Annotated in this window: 21 protein-coding genes; 17 read left to right on the top strand and 4 right to left on the bottom strand. The window is 60.0% G+C overall.

Annotation, left to right across the window (positions count from 1 at the left end; translation table 11 throughout):
- Nucleotide 1: 1 nt before the first annotated feature.
- Together ACSQ26_RS16245 and ACSQ26_RS16240 are read left to right on the top strand one after the other, a co-directional pair.
- Nucleotides 2-1081 carry a hypothetical protein gene (locus ACSQ26_RS16245; RefSeq protein WP_436010559.1) on the top strand — a complete coding sequence of 360 codons (1080 nt, stop codon included), beginning with the start codon at nucleotides 2-4 and terminating at the stop codon, nucleotides 1079-1081.
- A 170-nt stretch (nucleotides 1082-1251) separates the two neighbouring features.
- Complete coding sequence (locus ACSQ26_RS16240; protein WP_436010557.1) at nucleotides 1252-1779, top strand: GNAT family N-acetyltransferase; 528 nt, start codon at nucleotides 1252-1254, stop codon at nucleotides 1777-1779.
- Nucleotides 1780-1802: 23 nt separating this feature from the next.
- Here the strand turns inward: ACSQ26_RS16240 and ACSQ26_RS16235 are convergent, their stop codons facing one another.
- Nucleotides 1803-2936, bottom strand: coding sequence for a TauD/TfdA family dioxygenase (locus ACSQ26_RS16235; protein ID WP_436010555.1), 1134 nt, complete (start codon nucleotides 2934-2936; stop codon nucleotides 1803-1805).
- Between the two features lie 139 nt (nucleotides 2937-3075).
- On the opposite strand from ACSQ26_RS16235, the gene ACSQ26_RS16230 reads away from it, so the two are divergent.
- Entirely contained in the window at nucleotides 3076-3957 is an 882-nt protein-coding gene (locus ACSQ26_RS16230) for a LysR substrate-binding domain-containing protein (protein ID WP_436010553.1), read from the top strand.
- Between the two features lie 18 nt (nucleotides 3958-3975).
- Here the strand turns inward: ACSQ26_RS16230 and ACSQ26_RS16225 are convergent, their stop codons facing one another.
- Both ACSQ26_RS16225 and tldD read right to left on the bottom strand, forming a co-directional pair.
- Nucleotides 3976-4314 carry a hypothetical protein gene (locus ACSQ26_RS16225; RefSeq protein WP_436010551.1) on the bottom strand — a complete coding sequence of 113 codons (339 nt, stop codon included), beginning with the start codon at nucleotides 4312-4314 and terminating at the stop codon, nucleotides 3976-3978.
- Nucleotides 4315-4339: 25 nt separating this feature from the next.
- Entirely contained in the window at nucleotides 4340-5755 is a 1416-nt protein-coding gene (gene tldD / locus ACSQ26_RS16220; protein ID WP_436010549.1) for a metalloprotease TldD, read from the bottom strand.
- Nucleotides 5756-5888: 133 nt separating this feature from the next.
- Here tldD and ACSQ26_RS16215 point away from each other — a divergent pair, with 133 nt between their 5' ends.
- Both ACSQ26_RS16215 and ACSQ26_RS16210 read left to right on the top strand, forming a co-directional pair.
- Nucleotides 5889-6119, top strand: a complete 231-nt coding sequence (locus ACSQ26_RS16215; protein WP_436010547.1) for an AbrB/MazE/SpoVT family DNA-binding domain-containing protein — start codon at nucleotides 5889-5891, stop codon at nucleotides 6117-6119.
- Nucleotides 6119-6529, top strand: coding sequence for a type II toxin-antitoxin system VapC family toxin (locus ACSQ26_RS16210; protein ID WP_436015300.1), 411 nt, complete (start codon nucleotides 6119-6121; stop codon nucleotides 6527-6529). The genes ACSQ26_RS16215 and ACSQ26_RS16210 overlap by 1 nt, the downstream gene beginning before the upstream one ends.
- Nucleotides 6530-6538: 9 nt before the next feature.
- On the opposite strand, the gene ACSQ26_RS16205 is transcribed toward ACSQ26_RS16210, so the two are convergent.
- On the bottom strand, nucleotides 6539-7060 hold the full coding sequence (locus ACSQ26_RS16205; protein WP_258160977.1) for an invasion associated locus B family protein: 522 nt from the start codon (nucleotides 7058-7060) through the stop codon (nucleotides 6539-6541).
- 395 nt (nucleotides 7061-7455) lie between these two features.
- Here ACSQ26_RS16205 and coxB point away from each other — a divergent pair, with 395 nt between their 5' ends.
- The 12 genes from coxB (at nucleotide 7456) to ACSQ26_RS16145 (ending at nucleotide 16049) form a co-directional block, all read left to right on the top strand.
- Nucleotides 7456-8343, top strand: a complete 888-nt coding sequence (coxB, locus tag ACSQ26_RS16200; protein ID WP_436010545.1) for a cytochrome c oxidase subunit II — start codon at nucleotides 7456-7458, stop codon at nucleotides 8341-8343.
- Nucleotides 8344-8367: 24 nt separating this feature from the next.
- Nucleotides 8368-10056: a cytochrome c oxidase subunit I gene (gene ctaD / locus ACSQ26_RS16195; protein ID WP_436010543.1), complete on the top strand. Its 1689-nt coding sequence runs from the start codon at nucleotides 8368-8370 to the stop codon at nucleotides 10054-10056.
- 63 nt (nucleotides 10057-10119) lie between these two features.
- Nucleotides 10120-11076 (top strand): heme o synthase, encoded by a 957-nt coding sequence (locus ACSQ26_RS16190; protein WP_436010541.1) that lies wholly within the window; start codon nucleotides 10120-10122, stop codon nucleotides 11074-11076.
- Nucleotide 11077: 1 nt separating this feature from the next.
- Complete coding sequence (locus ACSQ26_RS16185) at nucleotides 11078-11221, top strand: hypothetical protein (RefSeq protein ID WP_436015520.1); 144 nt, start codon at nucleotides 11078-11080, stop codon at nucleotides 11219-11221.
- The gene (locus ACSQ26_RS16180) at nucleotides 11221-11820 is read left to right on the top strand and encodes a cytochrome c oxidase assembly protein (RefSeq protein WP_436010539.1); all 600 of its coding nucleotides are present in this window, start codon (nucleotides 11221-11223) and stop codon (nucleotides 11818-11820) included. The genes ACSQ26_RS16185 and ACSQ26_RS16180 overlap by 1 nt, the downstream gene beginning before the upstream one ends.
- A 53-nt stretch (nucleotides 11821-11873) precedes the next feature.
- Nucleotides 11874-12749 carry a cytochrome c oxidase subunit 3 gene (locus ACSQ26_RS16175; RefSeq protein WP_436010537.1) on the top strand — a complete coding sequence of 292 codons (876 nt, stop codon included), beginning with the start codon at nucleotides 11874-11876 and terminating at the stop codon, nucleotides 12747-12749.
- Nucleotides 12750-12826: 77 nt separating this feature from the next.
- Complete coding sequence (locus ACSQ26_RS16170; protein WP_436010535.1) at nucleotides 12827-13111, top strand: GNAT family N-acetyltransferase; 285 nt, start codon at nucleotides 12827-12829, stop codon at nucleotides 13109-13111.
- A 24-nt stretch (nucleotides 13112-13135) separates the two neighbouring features.
- Nucleotides 13136-13552, top strand: a complete 417-nt coding sequence (locus tag ACSQ26_RS16165) for a DUF983 domain-containing protein (protein ID WP_436010533.1) — start codon at nucleotides 13136-13138, stop codon at nucleotides 13550-13552.
- The gene (locus ACSQ26_RS16160; RefSeq protein WP_436010531.1) at nucleotides 13545-14270 is read left to right on the top strand and encodes an SURF1 family protein; all 726 of its coding nucleotides are present in this window, start codon (nucleotides 13545-13547) and stop codon (nucleotides 14268-14270) included. The genes ACSQ26_RS16165 and ACSQ26_RS16160 overlap by 8 nt, the downstream gene beginning before the upstream one ends.
- Nucleotides 14271-14295: 25 nt before the next feature.
- The gene (locus ACSQ26_RS16155) at nucleotides 14296-14721 is read left to right on the top strand and encodes a DUF1304 domain-containing protein (protein ID WP_436010529.1); all 426 of its coding nucleotides are present in this window, start codon (nucleotides 14296-14298) and stop codon (nucleotides 14719-14721) included.
- A gap of 7 nt (nucleotides 14722-14728) precedes the next feature.
- A complete protein-coding gene (ispH, locus tag ACSQ26_RS16150) occupies nucleotides 14729-15721 on the top strand; it encodes a 4-hydroxy-3-methylbut-2-enyl diphosphate reductase (RefSeq protein WP_436010527.1) in 993 nt (330 codons plus the stop codon).
- 40 nt (nucleotides 15722-15761) lie between these two features.
- Nucleotides 15762-16049 (top strand): hypothetical protein, encoded by a 288-nt coding sequence (locus ACSQ26_RS16145; RefSeq protein WP_436010525.1) that lies wholly within the window; start codon nucleotides 15762-15764, stop codon nucleotides 16047-16049.
- Nucleotides 16050-16243 lie beyond the last annotated feature (194 nt).

Raw genomic sequence — 16243 nt, 5'->3', positions numbered from 1 at the left:
GATGCTTGTGATCCATATCGGCCCACGCAAGACTGCCACGACCTATCTGCAATCGAATTTCTACCGCAACCGCAAGGAATTGCTTGGAAGGGGCTGGCTCTATCCTGTCGTGTCGCAGCGTGCCCAGAACGCGCATCACGGGGTCGTCTCGTCGAAGGACGATGTGCTTGCCGAGAAAGGCGCATTGTTCAAGCGGCTGAAACGCGCCGCCGCGCAGGCCGCCAAAGCCAACGCCAATATGCTGATCTCGTCCGAAGGCTTTCGCAAATGGAAGGCGAAGGATTTCGTGAAGCTCGGCAAGGTCCTCGACCAGGACGAGGTTATGATCGTCTACACGCTGCGCGATCCGCTCTCGCTGCTGGTGTCGGTATGGGGCGAGACGATCAAGAACGGGCGCGACACGGCGTTTCCGAGATATGCCGAACGCCAACTGGCCGAGCCGCTCAAATCCGATGTCCTCAACGCGCTGATCGAGCTTCAGCCGATCCTCGATCATCCGAAGCTCCGGCTCTCGGTACTGAATTTCGAAGCGGTCCGGCGCGGCAATGAGGATATCTATACGGCGTTCGGCAGGCACATTCTCGGGCTGGATGGCCTCGTTCCCACGCGCGAGAAGCCGGCGAACTTTTCCTTCCCGATCGAAATCTCCGATTATCTCCGGCACCTCGCCAGGATAACCGATTACGACCCCAAGAAAAGCGAGATGCTCTTTTCGCGTCTCTTTCTCGCCTGTCATTCGACCGCCGACATGGAGAAGATCACCGTTGCGATCCGCGAGGCGGGGCGGGACGAGCGGCAGGTTGTCCGCCTCGACCGTGACGCCGAATGGTACGGCGCGCTGGAGGCTGACCTCATTGCCAAGCTCGGCCCCCGGGTCCATCCGCTGCCGGTCGATGGGAAGATCTTTCCGCGCGGCGCCACCGAGATCGTGTCCCACGACATGGAGCGCTTGGCCCAGCATCCCGAAATCGCGAAACTTCTTGGCGAATCGGTGAATAAGTTGAAGGCTGGCCGCGTACCATGGACGAAAAGCCGCTTCATGCGGACATGGCGCTACATCCAGCGAACTCTCGGTTTCTGACCGGAGACAGGTCAGGGAAACAGAGATTGTCCCGGCGCACCAGGAGCGGCTCCATTGACACTCTTCCCAATGAACAGTGCGGTAGACCGCGCTTCGCCAGACACGGTCACAGTAGTGTCTTTTCGGGGGGATATTTGGGCTGGTCACCGCAACCCTTCAGAGGAGGCGAAATGATCGAAACTGAGCGTCTTTTCCTGCGACATCCCAGCTCGGCTGATCTTCCTGCTTGGACGACATTCCTCTCCAACGCCGAAGTCACAAGGTTCATCGGCGGCCCGCAAGATGCAGCCGGTGCATGGCGCAATCTCTGCCTTTTCGCAGGGGCGTGGAGCGTTCAGGGCTACAGCAATTTCTCTGTAATCGAGAAGGTGACTGGGCGCTGGATAGGCCGCGCTGGCGCGTGGTTCCCTCCCGGATGGGTTGGCCCCGAGATTGGCTGGGCGTTCACTCGCGACGCTTGGGGCAAAGGATACGCCACTGAAGCAGCATCTCGCTGCCTGAGTTGGGCGTTTGAAGAGCTTGGCTGGATGGAGGCAGTGCACATTATCCACCCTGAAAATACTGCCTCCGTTGCCGTTGCAAAAAGAATCGGCGCAACCCTTCGGGTCTCAGAGAGTGCCGCCGGAAATCTCGTCTATGTCAGCAAAAAGGAAACCTGGGCTCCGAAAGGCCAGGCACAACGCCCCAAGATGGCGTAATCCGCTGGTTACCGGCTTCGACATCAGCCCTTGAATCTTCCCTCCGACACCAGCGCCCTATACGTGCTGCGCATCTCGCCGCGGTCGGTGTAGCAGCCGCGCAGGTAGCGGTCGCCTTCGGTCGCCGAATAGGCCGAGCGGCCGTGCACGATGCGGTGATTGTCGAACACGATGCATTCGGTGGCTTCGAGCCGGAACCGCATCAGGTACTTGCTCGACTGCAGCATGCGGCCGAAGCGGCAGAAGGCCGGGTAGTAGCTGTCGAGGAATTCCTGGCCCAGGTCGAAGATATCGGCCATGTGCTGGCTGATCGTCAGGCCCGAGACTTCGCCATGCGCGTCGAGTTCGATCACCCGCTGGCGCGAGCGCATGTCGTAGTGATCATGCTCGCAATAGTAGGGGATGTCGGTCTCCGAAAGCAGCTTGAAATCTTCCGGGCATTCGCGCCTGAGGTCGTTGGCGACGGCCACGCCATCGAGGAACAGGTTGGCGCCACCCTTCACGCTGTTGGCGCGGCAATGCAGGAACTGCACGCCGGGCGCGACGTCTTCCGCCGGTGTGTCGGTATGCATTTCAAGCGCCTTGGCGGTGTAGGCGAGGTTGGTCGGCTTGATATGGGTCTTGACGTCGAAATACTCGCCGAAAAAGGTCGGGCGGATATGGCCGATCAGTTTCGCGAGATCATCGAGGCCCTGGTTGCTGTCGGGCATCTCGGTGATGATCGCGACACCCTCGACCAGCATCGCCTCGATCCATTTGGCGACGAGCGCCTTGTCGGCCAGCAGTGCCGGTTGCGAGAAGCGGGCGATATCGGGATAGTGGTCCGAATGCCAGGCGCGGCGCGCAAGGTCGGCCGGGTCGTGACGCAGCGTGCCGTTGGCATATCTCGCGAGGAATGCGAGCGGATGGCGCGTCTTGTGGCCGCTGCCGGCCCATTCGATCTCCAGCACGCCGTCCGAAATCCTTACCTGCGCAGGCTTCGGCGCTTCGGCCTCGTGGAAGATGTCGTAGATGCGCTCGCGCGTCTGGCTGTCGAACGAGGTCGGGCAATTGTCGCGGAGCCAGTAATTGTTGAAATAGGCGGTGGTGCCGTCGAGCAACGGCACATCGATGCCATGCTCCTTGAGTCTTACGGCCTGGCTGAGGCTGATGTCCATTTTGAATCCTGTTTGTCTAATATTTGTGCAGAGCGGGATCTGGGAGTGATCTTGCGCTCCATGCATTGACTTTAATGGCTTCGGGGAATTCTATGAAGCCGGAATCGTCTTATGATAAAATAACTCTGGGATTATATTGATGGCATCGCCGCTGCCGCCCTTGCGCCTTCTGTCGGTCTTCGAGGCTGTCTCACGCACAGGCAGCGTCCAGCGGGCGGCAATGGAATTGAACGTCACCCAGCCGGCCGTGAGCCAGGCGCTCCGGCAGTTGGAAGACCATGTCGGCACCAGATTGCTCGACCGAAAGACGCGGCCTGCAACACGAACCGAGGCCGGACGGATTCTCGAGGTCGCCGTCACGGAGGGCCTGGGGCGGATCGCCGACGCGATCGATCACGTCAGGCATTTGCAGATGGCCGGTGATTCCGCGACGGTGGCCTGTTCGGTGGGCGTTGCCACCTATTGGCTGATGCCGAGGCTCGCGCGGTTCTCAGCCGAGCATCCGCAAGTCACCGTAAACGTCATGACCACGCTGCAGGGCGCGCCGCGTCTTAATCCCGCCGTCGATCTCGCAATCCGCTACGGCAACGGACGATGGGCGGATGGCATGGTGGAAAAGCTGTTCGATGAACGGGTGGTGCCGGTCTGCAGCCAGCCGTTTCGCGACCGGCTCAAATTCGCTGAGGTCAAGCTCGACCGCGCCACGCTGCTGCATGTCAATACCGACGACCCCGCCTGGATCACATGGGCCGCGTATCTCAAGAGCAAGGGACTGCCTGACAATCTGATGGCAGGCCGCCGCTTCACCAACTATGTGCAGGCGACCCAGGCCGCACTCGATGGTCAGGGCGTGATGCTGGGCTGGGAATCGATCACCGGCGATCTGGTGCGGGAAGGGCGGTTGGTCGAGTTGAACGACCTTCCACTGGTGCCGGTCGACGCATTCTACCTTGTCACGACGCCGATGATCGACGAGCGTCCGCCCGCCCAGCTTCTGGCGTCTTGGCTGCTGGGGCGATGACGCGATGGCCTGCCGCGACTATGACTTAAGAACGGGGGCTGACAGAATCGGGTCGAGCAGCAGCTTCAAGGGCTCTGGAAACTCTTGATCCTGACCGCACTCCACCGCTCTTATTTCGGTCTTTTTGTCGAAGAACCTATAAAACTCGTATCGATCTTCGAATATCTCAATTTGAATCGCTTGAGGTTGAAGCGTCCAAGAAAAGCATATTGTGGGCCAATATCCCTGTCCGACTTCATCTGCAACAGGATACCGGCCATCCGAGAAATCGATAAAGCGCGTGGCGTTGAGCAAGGTTCTGGAATCAATTGCTTCATTGCTGTCGCATAATCGCTCTACTTCATTTTGGATTTCCAACCAAGACGCATACGATCGCACGGTTTCACGCCTTCGTTCCGCCCACCGTCACGTCGTTCATCCTCAGATGCGGCTGGCCGACGCCGACCGGCACCCACTGGCCGCCCTTGCCGCAATTGCCGATACCGGTATCGAGCTTGGTGTCGTTGCCGATCATGGTGATCCGCTTCATCGCATCCGGACCGTTGCCGATCAGCATGGCGCCCTTGACCGGCCGGCCGATCTTGCCGTTCTCGATCATGTAGGCTTCGGTGCAGGAGAAGACGAACTTGCCGGATGTAATATCGACCTGCCCGCCGCCGAAGGACACGGCGTAGAGACCCTTCTTGACCGAAGCGATGATCTCCTCGGCGGTCTTGTCGCCCGACAGCATGTAGGTGTTGGTCATGCGCGGCATCGGCACATGGGCGTAGGATTCGCGGCGTCCATTGCCGGTCGGCGTCATGCCCATCAGCCGGGCGTTCTGGCGGTCCTGCATGTAGCCGACGAGACGACCGTCCTCGATCAGTACGTTGTATCCAGCCGCAGTGCCCTCGTCATCGATTGTGATCGAGCCGCGCGCGCCGTCGATCGTGCCGTCGTCGACGACGGTCACGCCCTTGGCAGCGACCATCTCGCCCATCAGGCCGGCGAAGGCCGATGTCTTCTTGCGGTTGAAATCGCCTTCCAGGCCATGGCCGACGGCCTCGTGCAGCATCACGCCGGGCCAGCCCGAGCCGAGCACGACATCCATCGAGCCGGCAGGCGCGTCATCCGCCGAGAGATTGACCAACGCCTGGCGCAGTGCCTCGTCGGCACCGTGCTTCCAGCTCTCCTCGGTCAGGATGTCGGTGAACGGCTTGCGGCCGCCGAAACCGTAGGAGCCGCTTTCCTGCCGCGATCCGTCACCGGCCACGACGGAGAAATTAAGCCGCGTCATCGGCCGCGTGTCCTTCACGTGGCTGCCGTCGGCGCGAATAATCTCGATCGTTTCCCATGATGCGGAAATCGAGGCCGAGACCTGTCGGACCTTGGAATCGCTGGCGCGGATATAGCTGTCGATCTCGGTGAGCAGCGCCACCTTCTCCTCGAAGCTCGGCGCGCCGATCGGGTTCTCGTCGCCGTAGCGGCGGGCATTGGTCTTCTGGGGCGCAGCTGCATAGGAGCCCGAATAGCCGCGTGTCACGGCGGTGACAGCATCGCCCGCGCGCTTCAGCGCCGCTTCCGACATCTCGCCCGAATGCGCATAGCCGACGGATTCGCCTGCGACCGCGCGCAGGCCAAAACCCTGGTCGGTGTTGAAGCTTCCGCCCTTCAGCCGGCCATTGTCGAAGGTCAGCGATTCCGATTGCGAATATTCGAGATAAAGCTCGCCATCATCGGCGCCCCGCAGCGTGTCGGACACGAAGGATTGGACGCCGTCTTCGCTGATGTCGAAATTCGAGAGGAGATCGGTTTTCATTGTCCAGTGTCCTGATTTGTCTGTTGGTCCATTTAGGACCGGCATAATGTCGAAGCAAGGGCGGGCTTGAATGATTGCCGTGAACGCCCAGATGTAATACTCTTGAAGACGAAGGTATTACCGGAGCAGGATCATGGCAACGACGGTGACGGCAAAAGGGCAGGTGACCATTCCAAAGCCTGTTCGTGATTTCCTCGGCATAGGGCCAGGCAGCATGGTGGATTTCAAGCGCGCTGCCGATGGCACTATTGTGCTGGTCCCGGCGGAGAACGCCAAACTGCAAAGTCGTTTTGCGCGCTTTCGCGGTCATGCAAAGGGAGGGCTCAGCACGGACGAAATCATGGCGCTGACCCGCGGCGAATGATGGTTCTCGTCGATAGCAATGTCCTTCTTGATCTGATCAAGGAAGACCCAGTCTGGATCAACTGGTCGCTTGCGATGTTGGAGGCTGCTGCTCTCGATGGCGCCCTCCTGATAAACCCGATTATCTACGCCGAGCTCTCCATCGGCTATCCGACAATCGAGGCACTGGAAGAATTTACCACGGGCACCGGCCTCAGAATGGCGGAGATACCGAAGGAGGCTTTGTTTCTGGCCGGCAAGGCATTTGCGAGCTATCGCCGCTTGGCCGGTTCGAAGACCGGAGTGCTGCCGGATTTCTTCATCGGAGCGCATGCCACAGTGAGCGGGCTACCTATTCTCACTCGAGATGTCGGCCGCTACAGAACCTATTTTCCGGCGGTGCAATTGCTGACGCCCGAGCAAAAAGCCTAAGGCCGTCACTCACGGCAGTGCGTCATACCCCTCGCCGAACCCCTTGAGGTCGACTGGAATGCCGATACCTTCCTCCGGCGATTGGAAGACGATGAACGTGGCGGTCTTGCCGGCGCGGAAGGTCTTCAGCAGCGCGTCTTCCAGCACGACTTCCGCATAGCAGCCGTCGGAGAAGCAGCGGACGAAATAGGCGCGGCCGATATCCTTGCTGTCGACATTGAGGCCGAGCCCGTTGGGCAGCAGCACGCCGAGTGGCGCCAGCACGCGAAGGATCTTGGCCTTGCGGTCGGCGGTCTTGAGCACCACGACGGAGAGGCCCACTTCCGGCCGGTCGTCGGCGATGACGTTCTGCATCAGCGCGCATTGCTCTTCGCCGGCGCCGGCGGGTTTGTCGCAGACGATCGACCATGCGCCATGGTTGGATTTGACGACGCCCGGCTGCTGCGGTGTTTGGGCCGCGGCTGGCAGGCACAGCAATGCGAGGAAGCTTGCGACGAGGCAGCCCAGGCGTGAGGGACTACGAAGAACCATGAAAACCTCGGTTTCGAATCATTGGGCGCTATCATACGGTCCGGAAAGCGAGGCGCCAGCGTCAAATTCGGCTGGCAGCCGCCGTCTTGATCCTTCCGATATCGCATCGGCGACTTGCGCGGCACTGGAGCTTGGTACTTCACACGTCAACGCGACTTCAACCCGACGACTGCGGCGAAAGCACGGCAACCCGTTGGTGCCAAAGAGGAAAATCCGCTGGCCTTGGGGACATCGGTGCTCTAGATTGGAAAGGCTTGAAATTGCGCAAAAATGCCGCATGAAACAGCTCCGCTGCCTGTTGCGGCTGGCCCGAAACTATGGTTTTAAGGGGGCATTATTGCAGGGATTCTGCGTCTTTTGGTTTGACCCGGCTCAAACACTTGGGGAGAATATTCGTGAAGAACAAAGCTCTTGCGGCGCTGAGCTCACTCATGGGCCTTCTGTTCGCGTCAAGCGCTCTGGCTGATCAGCCCTATCCGTGGCAGATCGACCTCCAGCCCGCGGCGACGAGCCTGATGGATGAAGCGCGCTGGTTCAACCACTACACATTGTGGTTCATCGTTCCCATCACGCTGTTCGTGCTCGCGCTGCTCGTCATCGTCGCGGTCAAGTTCCGCAAGTCGGCCAATCCGGTGCCGTCCAAGACGAGCCACAATACGCTGATCGAGATCCTCTGGACTGTCGGCCCCGTCGTCATCCTGCTGTTCTTCGCCATCCCCTCGTTCCAGTTGCTGACGACCCAGTTGACCCAGCCGACGAACCCGGACCTGACCCTCAAGGTCACCGCGACCCAGTGGAAGTGGACCTATGAATATCCGTCGGTGGAAAATGGCCCGTCCTTCGATTCGCTGATCCTCGACGACAAGGATCGCGCGTCGCTCGGCAAGGAGGACATGTCCAAGTATCCGCGCCTGCTGGCTGTCGACAACGAACTCGTCGTGCCGGTCAACAAGACCGTCCGTGTGATCGTCACTGCTGAACCCTCCGACGTCATCCATGCCTTTGCCATGCAGTCCTTCGGCATCAAGGTCGATGCCGTCCCGGGCCGCATGAACGAAACCTGGTTCAAGGCCGATCGCGAAGGCCTGTTCTATGGCCAGTGTTCGGAGTTGTGTGGCAAGGACCACGCATTCATGCCTATCGCCATCCGTGTCGTGAGCGAAGACAAGTACAAGACCTGGCTCGCCGCTGCCGCCACCGACCTTCCCGGTGCCTACAAGGCGCTGATGGCCGCTGTCGACGGTCCGTCGAATGTCAATGTCGCTTCAAGCGACGCGAAATAATTCATTCCAGGGAAAGCGATCACAATGGCTGACCATTCCGAACACGCTCACGCCGCTCATGATACGCATGACGGCCATGGGCATGACGACCATCCCCATACGCCCGGCTTTGCCGCACGCTGGCTGTTTTCGACCAACCACAAGGATATCGGTACGCTCTACCTGATCTTCGCGATCTTCGCGGGTGTTATCGGCGGCGCGCTGTCGGTGATGATGCGCATCGAACTCCAGGAGCCCGGCATTCAGCTCTTCCACGGGCTTGCCCAAATGGTCTACGGCGTGGATGCCAATGCCGCTCTCGATGCCGGCAAGCAGATGTTCAACGTGTTCACGACGGCGCATGCGCTGATCATGATCTTCTTCATGGTCATGCCGGCGCTGATCGGCGGCTTTGCCAACTGGATGGTGCCGATCATGATCGGTGCGCCCGACATGGCGTTCCCGCGCATGAACAACATCTCCTTCTGGCTCATTCCGCCAGCCTTCATCCTTCTGGTCCTGTCCATGTTCGCCGAAGGCACCACGGGCGCGCAGGGCGTCGGTGGCGGCTGGACCATCTATCCGCCGCTTTCCACCACCGGCTCCGCCGGCCCGGCTGTCGATCTGGCGATCTTCGCGCTTCACATCGCAGGTGCGTCGTCCATTCTCGGCGCGATCAACTTCATCACCACGATCCTCAACATGCGCGCACCCGGGATGACCATCCACAAGATGCCGCTGTTTGCCTGGTCCGTGCTGATCACCGCCTTCCTGCTGCTGCTGTCGATGCCGGTTCTCGCCGGCGCCATCACCATGCTGCTGACCGACCGTAACTTCGGCACCACCTTCTTCTCGCCCGAGGGCGGCGGTGACCCGATCCTGTTCCAGCATCTGTTCTGGTTCTTCGGTCATCCGGAAGTCTACATCCTGATCCTGCCGGGCTTCGGCATCGTCAGCCATGTCGTGTCGACCTTCTCCAAGAAGCCGGTCTTCGGCTATCTCGGCATGGCCTATGCCATGGCCGCGATCGGTGCCGTCGGCTTCATCGTCTGGGCGCACCACATGTACACCGTCGGCATGTCGCTGCAGTCCCAGCGCTACTTCGTCTTCGCCACAATGGTCATCGCTGTGCCGACGGGCGTGAAGATCTTCTCCTGGATCGCCACGATGTGGGGCGGGTCGATCGAATTCCGTACCCCGATGATCTGGGCGATCGGTTTCATCTTCCTGTTCACCGTTGGTGGCGTCACCGGCGTGCAGTTGGCCAATGCCGGTCTCGACCGCGTGGTGCACGACACCTACTACGTCGTCGCGCACTTCCATTACGTGCTGTCGCTCGGCGCCGTGTTCGCGATCTTCGCGGCCTGGTACTACTGGTTCCCGAAGATGACCGGCTACATGTATTCGGAATTCCTCGGCAACCTGCATTTCTGGGTAATGTTCGTCGGCGTGAACCTCGTGTTCTTCCCGCAGCATTTCCTCGGCCTTGCCGGCATGCCGCGCCGCTACATCGACTATCCCGACGCCTATGCGGGCTGGAACTACGTGTCCTCGATCGGCTCCTACATTTCGATGGTCGGTGTCGCGATCTTCTTTGCCTGTATCATCGAGGCATTCATGAAGAAGCGCGTCGCGGGCGACAATCCCTGGGGCGAGGGCGCCGATACGCTGGAATGGCAGCTGCCGTCGCCGCCGCCCTACCACCAGTGGGAACAGCTTCCGCGCATCAAGTAAGCGCGAGCAAACCTCGGAAACCGCCTTCGGGCGGTTTCCTCTAAAGAAAATAGAGTTACCCCAATGGCGATCATCAAAGGCGAGCGCATAATATCCGGTCAGGACGCCCTGAGGATTTCAGAGGCGACGTTCAAGGATTATTTCGAGCTTTTGAAGCCGCGCGTCATGTCGCTCGTCATCTTCACGGCCTTTGCCGGCCTCGTCGTCGCGCCGGGCCATATCAATCCGGTGATCGGCTTCATCGCCATTCTCTGCATCGCGGTTGGCGCAGGTGCGTCCGGCGCGCTCAACATGTGGTACGACGCCGATATCGATGCTGTAATGACGCGCACCGCCGGCCGGCCGATCCCTTCGGGCCGCATCCTGCCGGGCGAAGCGCTGGCGTTCGGCCTTACCCTTTCGGGCTTCTCGATCGCAATCCTCGGGCTGGCTGTCAACGTGCTGGCCGCAGGCCTGCTCGCCTTCACCATCTTCTTCTACGTCGTCGTCTACACGATGTGGCTCAAGCGCTGGACACCGCAGAACATAGTCATCGGTGGTGCGGCCGGCGCCTTTCCGCCGATGATCGGCTGGGCTGCCGTCACGGGCGGCGTGTCGATCGAGAGCATCACGCTGTTCCTGATCATCTTCCTCTGGACGCCTGCCCATTTCTGGGCCCTGGCGCTTTTCAAGATGCGCGATTACGACGCGGTCGGCGTGCCGATGTTGCCGAACGTGTCGGGCGAGAAGGTTACCAAGGACCAGATCCTGATCTATGCCGTGCTGACCGCTGCCGCCGGCGTGGCACCGACATTCCTCGGCTTCGCCTCGCCGGGCTATGGTCTCCTTACAGGCGCACTGGGCGTGGCCTTCATCTGGTTCGCGGTGCTCTGTCGCCGCATGCCGGATGGCGATAAGGCCATGGTTCCGGCCAAGAAACTATTCGCCTATTCGATCCTTTATCTCTTTGCAGTCTTCTCGTGCCTGATGGCGGATCATTTCGCCATCCAGGCCTGGACCAGCCTGAAGGGAGTGATTTGACATGGTGGAAAAGATCGATCTGACCGACGCGCAACGGAAATCCCGCCGCAACCGCAATGTCGCGATCGGTGTGGTGCTGGCTGCACTCGTGGTGATTTTCTATGCCGTGACGATCATCAAGATGGCGCCGGGAGCAATGCACTGATGGCAGATCCGCGCGACACAAAGGCAAACGACCGGCGCAATATCCGCGTCCTGACGTCCTGCGTTGTCTTCGTTGCTTCGATGGTCGGAATGGCCTACGCCGCCGTGCCGCTCTATGACATGTTCTGCCGTGTCACCGGCTATAATGGCACGACGCAGAGGGTCGAACAGGCATCCTCGATCATTCTCGACCAGACGATCCGCGTCGAACTCGACAGCAATTCGGCCTCCGATCTCAACTGGGACTTCAAACCGGTTGATCGCGCCGTCGAGCCGCGTATCGGCGAGACAGTTCAAGTTTCCTTCCGCGTGACCAACAATTCCAAGCGCGAGAAGACGGGCCGTGCGGTGTTCAACGTCACGCCGATGATCGCAGGCGCCTATTTCAACAAGCTCGAATGCTTCTGCTTCACCGATGTGACGCTGAAGCCGGGGGAGACGCGGGACATGCCCGTCGTCTTCTTCGTCGATCCGGAAATCGCGAACTTTCCGGATACCAAGAATATGAAAGTCATCACGCTCTCCTATACCTTCTATCAGGAAGACAAGCCCAAGCCTGTCGCCCAGAAGGTCGGGGATAGCGACGCAAAGAAACTGTAGTTTGTCTGCGTGGCGCAAGCCGCGCAGCAGGGGTCAATAGCCGGGGATTAGACATGGCGAGTGCACACGGAAAACAACACGACTACCATATCATCGATCCGAGCCCCTGGCCGATCATCAGCTCCATCGGTGCATTCCTGCTGGTCTTCGGCGGCGTCTGCTTCATGCGCTGGGTGCACGGCAATCCCTTCCACCTGTTCGGCGGTGATATCGCCAATCCGTGGCTGGTGTGGATCGGTCTCGCCATCACGCTCTATTCGATGTTCGCCTGGTGGTCGGATACGGTCAAGGAAGGCCATCAGGGCCATCACACCGAGGTCGTGGCGCTGCATCTGCGCTATGGCATGATCATGTTCATCGCCTCCGAGGTGATGTTCTTCGTCGCCTGGTTCTGGGCCTTCTTCGATGCCAGCCTCTTCGCCAACGAGGCGATCCAGGCCTCGCGCGTCACCTTCACCGGTGGCCAGTGGCCGCCGAAGGGCCTCGAAGTCCTCGATCCCTGGCACCTGCCGCTCTACAACACCATCATCCTGCTGCTTTCGGGCACGACGGTCACCTGGGCCCATCACGCGCTTCTGGAAAACGACCGCAGGGGCCTGGTCCAGGGATTGATTCTGACGGTGGCGCTCGGCTTGTTGTTCACAAGCGTCCAGGCTTACGAATACATCCACGCACCATTCGGCTTCTCCGAATCGATCTACGGCGCCACCTTCTTCATGGCCACCGGCTTCCACGGCTTCCACGTCGTGATTGGCACGATCTTCCTGCTGGTCTGCCTGATCCGCGCCATGATGGGCGGCTTCACGCCGGAGCGTCATTTCGGCTTCGAAGCGGCCGCCTGGTACTGGCACTTCGTCGACGTTGTCTGGCTGTTCCTGTTCTTCTCCATCTATATCTGGGGTGGCTGGGGCGCACCGCTGGCGCATTGAGGCTGGCACATTGATTTGATCTTGGGGGGCGGCCGGGCAACTGGCCGCCCGTTTCATTTTACGCGAGGAGATTCGAGATGGACGACATACGCACCGAGGACAGCCCGAACGGTGGCCGCTACATGATCGGCGAACCAGGGCAGCAGGCGATCATGACCTTCTCCCGCGCATCCTCCAAGCTGATCATCGTCGATCATACCGACGTGCCCGACCGGTTTCGCGGGCAGGGGGTCGGCGTCAAGCTCTCGCAGCATGCCGTCGAAGCCGCGCGCAAGGGCGGCTGGAAGATCATACCGCTCTGCCCCTTCTTCAAGGCACAGGTGGAGCGGCACCCCGAATGGAATGATGTCATCAGCCACTAATGCCGCATTTCAATGGACCACGGGATGGTCTATCAGTCGATCATGACCGATACAGAGCGAACTGAAGACCAAGCCCTTTTCCCACCCGTCGATCCCGTGCGCGCGGGCCTCACCTGCGCCTGCCCGCGCTGCGGCCAGGGCAAGCTGTTCGACGGGCTATTGAAGGTGCGGCCGGTGTGCCGCAATTGCGGGCTCGATTATTCCTTCGCCGACGCGGGCGATGGCCCGGCGGTCTTCGTCATCATGATCATCGGCTTCATCGTCGTTGGCCTGGCGCTCTATGTCGATTCGAATTACGGCTGGCCGATCTGGCTGCATCTGATCCTTTGGATACCGTTGGCAGTCGGCCTGAGCCTCTGGCTGCTGCGCGTGCTGAAGGCGCTGCTGATCGCGCTGCAATATCGCAACAAAGCCAAACCGGGCGAGATCGACCGTGGCTGATGCCGCCCGCAGGCCGGGCTGGGGCACGATATCAGCGATTCTCTTTGCGCTAATAATTCTGCTCTCGCTCGGCACCTGGCAGGTGTTCCGCCTGCAGTGGAAAGAGGCGCTGATCGCCGAGATCAATACGCGCAGTACCGCAACTCCGATGGCATTGTCCGATGTCGAGGCACGCGAGAAATCCGGCGCCGCCGTCGATTATGTCAGGATGACCGCGACTGGACATTTTGAGCACCAGCACGAGCAGTATTTCTTCAACACCGACGATGGCGAGGTCGGCTACCACGTCTACACGCCGCTGATCCTGCCGGACGGCCGCACGCTATTCGTCAATCGCGGCTTCGTACCAGAGGCGCTGAAGGACTCGGCAAAGCGCCAGCAGGGCCAGATCACTGGCGAGATGACAATCACAGGTCTCGCCCGCGCCAAGCTCACGGAAAAGCCCTCATGGGTCGTGCCCGATAACGAAGCCTACAAGCAACTCTACTTCTGGAAGGATATTGATGAGATGGCCGCGCAGGCTGCCGTTCCCTCGGGCAACCTCGTGCCATTCTTTCTCGATGCCGATGCCACGCCCAATCCGGGCGGCTGGCCCAAGGGCGGCGTGACCCAGATCGACCTGCCCAACAACCACCTGAGCTACGCGGTGACATGGTATGGGCTGGCGGCTGTCCTGCTCGCCGTTTCTGCCCTGGCATTCCGCCGGAAGGCAAGCTAGTAAGAGGCAATTCTGGGGGCCGGACATGTATCTCTTATCGAACATATTGGTCGCCGTGGTGGCGCTGCTGCACATCTTCTTTCTGGTTCTTGAGATGTTTCTTTGGACAAAGCCCTATGGCCTGAAGACCTTCGGCAACACGCGCGAACAGGCCGAGACGATGGCGGTGCTGGCCGCCAACCAGGGCCTCTACAATGGCTTCCTCGCCGCCGGCCTGGTCTGGTCGCTGATGGTGTGGAGCCCGCTGTTTGCATTCGACATCAAGATGTTCTTCCTCGGATGCGTGATTGTCGCAGCACTCTATGGCGGCTATTCGGTTTCTCGCCGCATTTTGATGGTTCAAGGGCTGCCGGCGCTGGTGGCAATTGCCGTTACAATCGCTTTTGCCAATCCCTATCTTGAGGTCACGGATTGCTGCAAGCCGGCGGTGACCCAGACCACGACCCAATAAGGTAGACATGACCGCTTCACCGCTCACCATCCGCCTCTGTGCTCCCCGCGGTTTCTGCGCCGGCGTCGATCGCGCGATCCAGATCGTCGTTCTGGCGCTGAAGGCCTATGGCGCGCCGGTCTATGTCCGCCACGAGATCGTGCATAACCGCTACGTGGTCGAGGGCCTCGAGGCCAAGGGTGCGATCTTCGTAGAGGAATTGGATGAGATCCCCGACGAGCACCGCAAGCAACCGGTCGTCTTCTCCGCCCATGGTGTGCCGAAATCGGTGCCGCAGGATGCAATCGCCCGCAATCTCTTCTATCTCGATGCGACCTGCCCGCTGGTTTCCAAGGTCCACAAGCAGGCGCTGCGCCACCAGCGCCTCGGCCGCCACGTCATCCTGATCGGCCACGAGGGCCACCCGGAAGTCATCGGCACGATGGGCCAGATGGCCGACGGCAGCATGACGCTGGTCGAGACCGTGGAAGATGCCGAGCGCTATGCGCCCGCTGACCCTGACAATCTCGGCTATGTGACCCAGACAACGCTTTCGGTAGATGACATGAAGGACGTGATCGCCAAGCTCAAGGAGCGCTTCCCGAATCTCCAGGATCCCGCGTCGGAATCGCTTTGCTACGCCACCACCAATCGTCAGGAGGCGGTCAAGCTGGCCTCGGCCGATTGCGACCTGTTCCTGATCGTCGGCTCGCCGAATTCCTCCAATTCCAAGCGTCTGGTGGAAGTGGCGCTCAAATCAGGCGCCCGGCAGGCGGCGCTCGTCCAGCGCGCCTCGGAGATCGACTGGGAAGCCTTCGGTCACCTCGAAACAGTCGGCCTGTCAGCCGGCGCATCGGCCCCCGAAGTGATCGTCAACGAGATCATCGACGCCTTCCGCGCGCGCTATGACGCCACCGTCGAACTCGCCGAAATGGCCGAGGAGAACGAGCATTTCCCGGTCAATCGGGAACTGAGGAAGATCGAGTTGACGCATGAGGACATGGCTTGGGTGAATGGGTAGTGCTAAAGCCTTCATTCATTTTGGTTGATTGGATCATCGAATGAGTGCCCTTGACGTCATATCTGGCATCGGAATCTGGCTCATGTTGCCGGCACTTGCCGTTGTTTTTTTCAGCGCAGTGGTATTCGTAGGCCGCAGCTTTATGCGATGGAGAGCGACAGGTTTGCTGCCATCTTATGATGATCTCATCAAAGGTGCCGAATACCAGGCTGAGCGGACGACGTTTCGCTTCTCGATGATCGTCTTCATCTCTCTCTTTTTTGTCGTGGCTGTCCTGAAGCCGACGATGGGATTGCTCTCGGTCTGGCACTCGATGGCCTTCCGATGATCCGTCCATGAGATTGTGCTGAGCAAGGCAGTCAACCATCTGGTTAGAGAACGCGCCGACGCTTCAGTGTTCGCATTTGCCTTTTGGCTGTTCCTTCCGCTTGCCAAAACCTGTGCCCCATGTCGCTTCGGGGCTGGCGATCTGATGTCCCGCGCGCTATGCGTCAGAGGATATGTGCATCACGGGAAATCGCT

Source organism: Rhizobium sp. LjRoot254 (assembly GCF_964254105.1).
Taxonomy (GTDB): domain Bacteria; phylum Pseudomonadota; class Alphaproteobacteria; order Rhizobiales; family Rhizobiaceae; genus Rhizobium_E.
The sequence above is the reverse complement of the archived record's forward strand: the minus strand, read 5'-3'. Positions and strand labels throughout refer to the sequence as shown.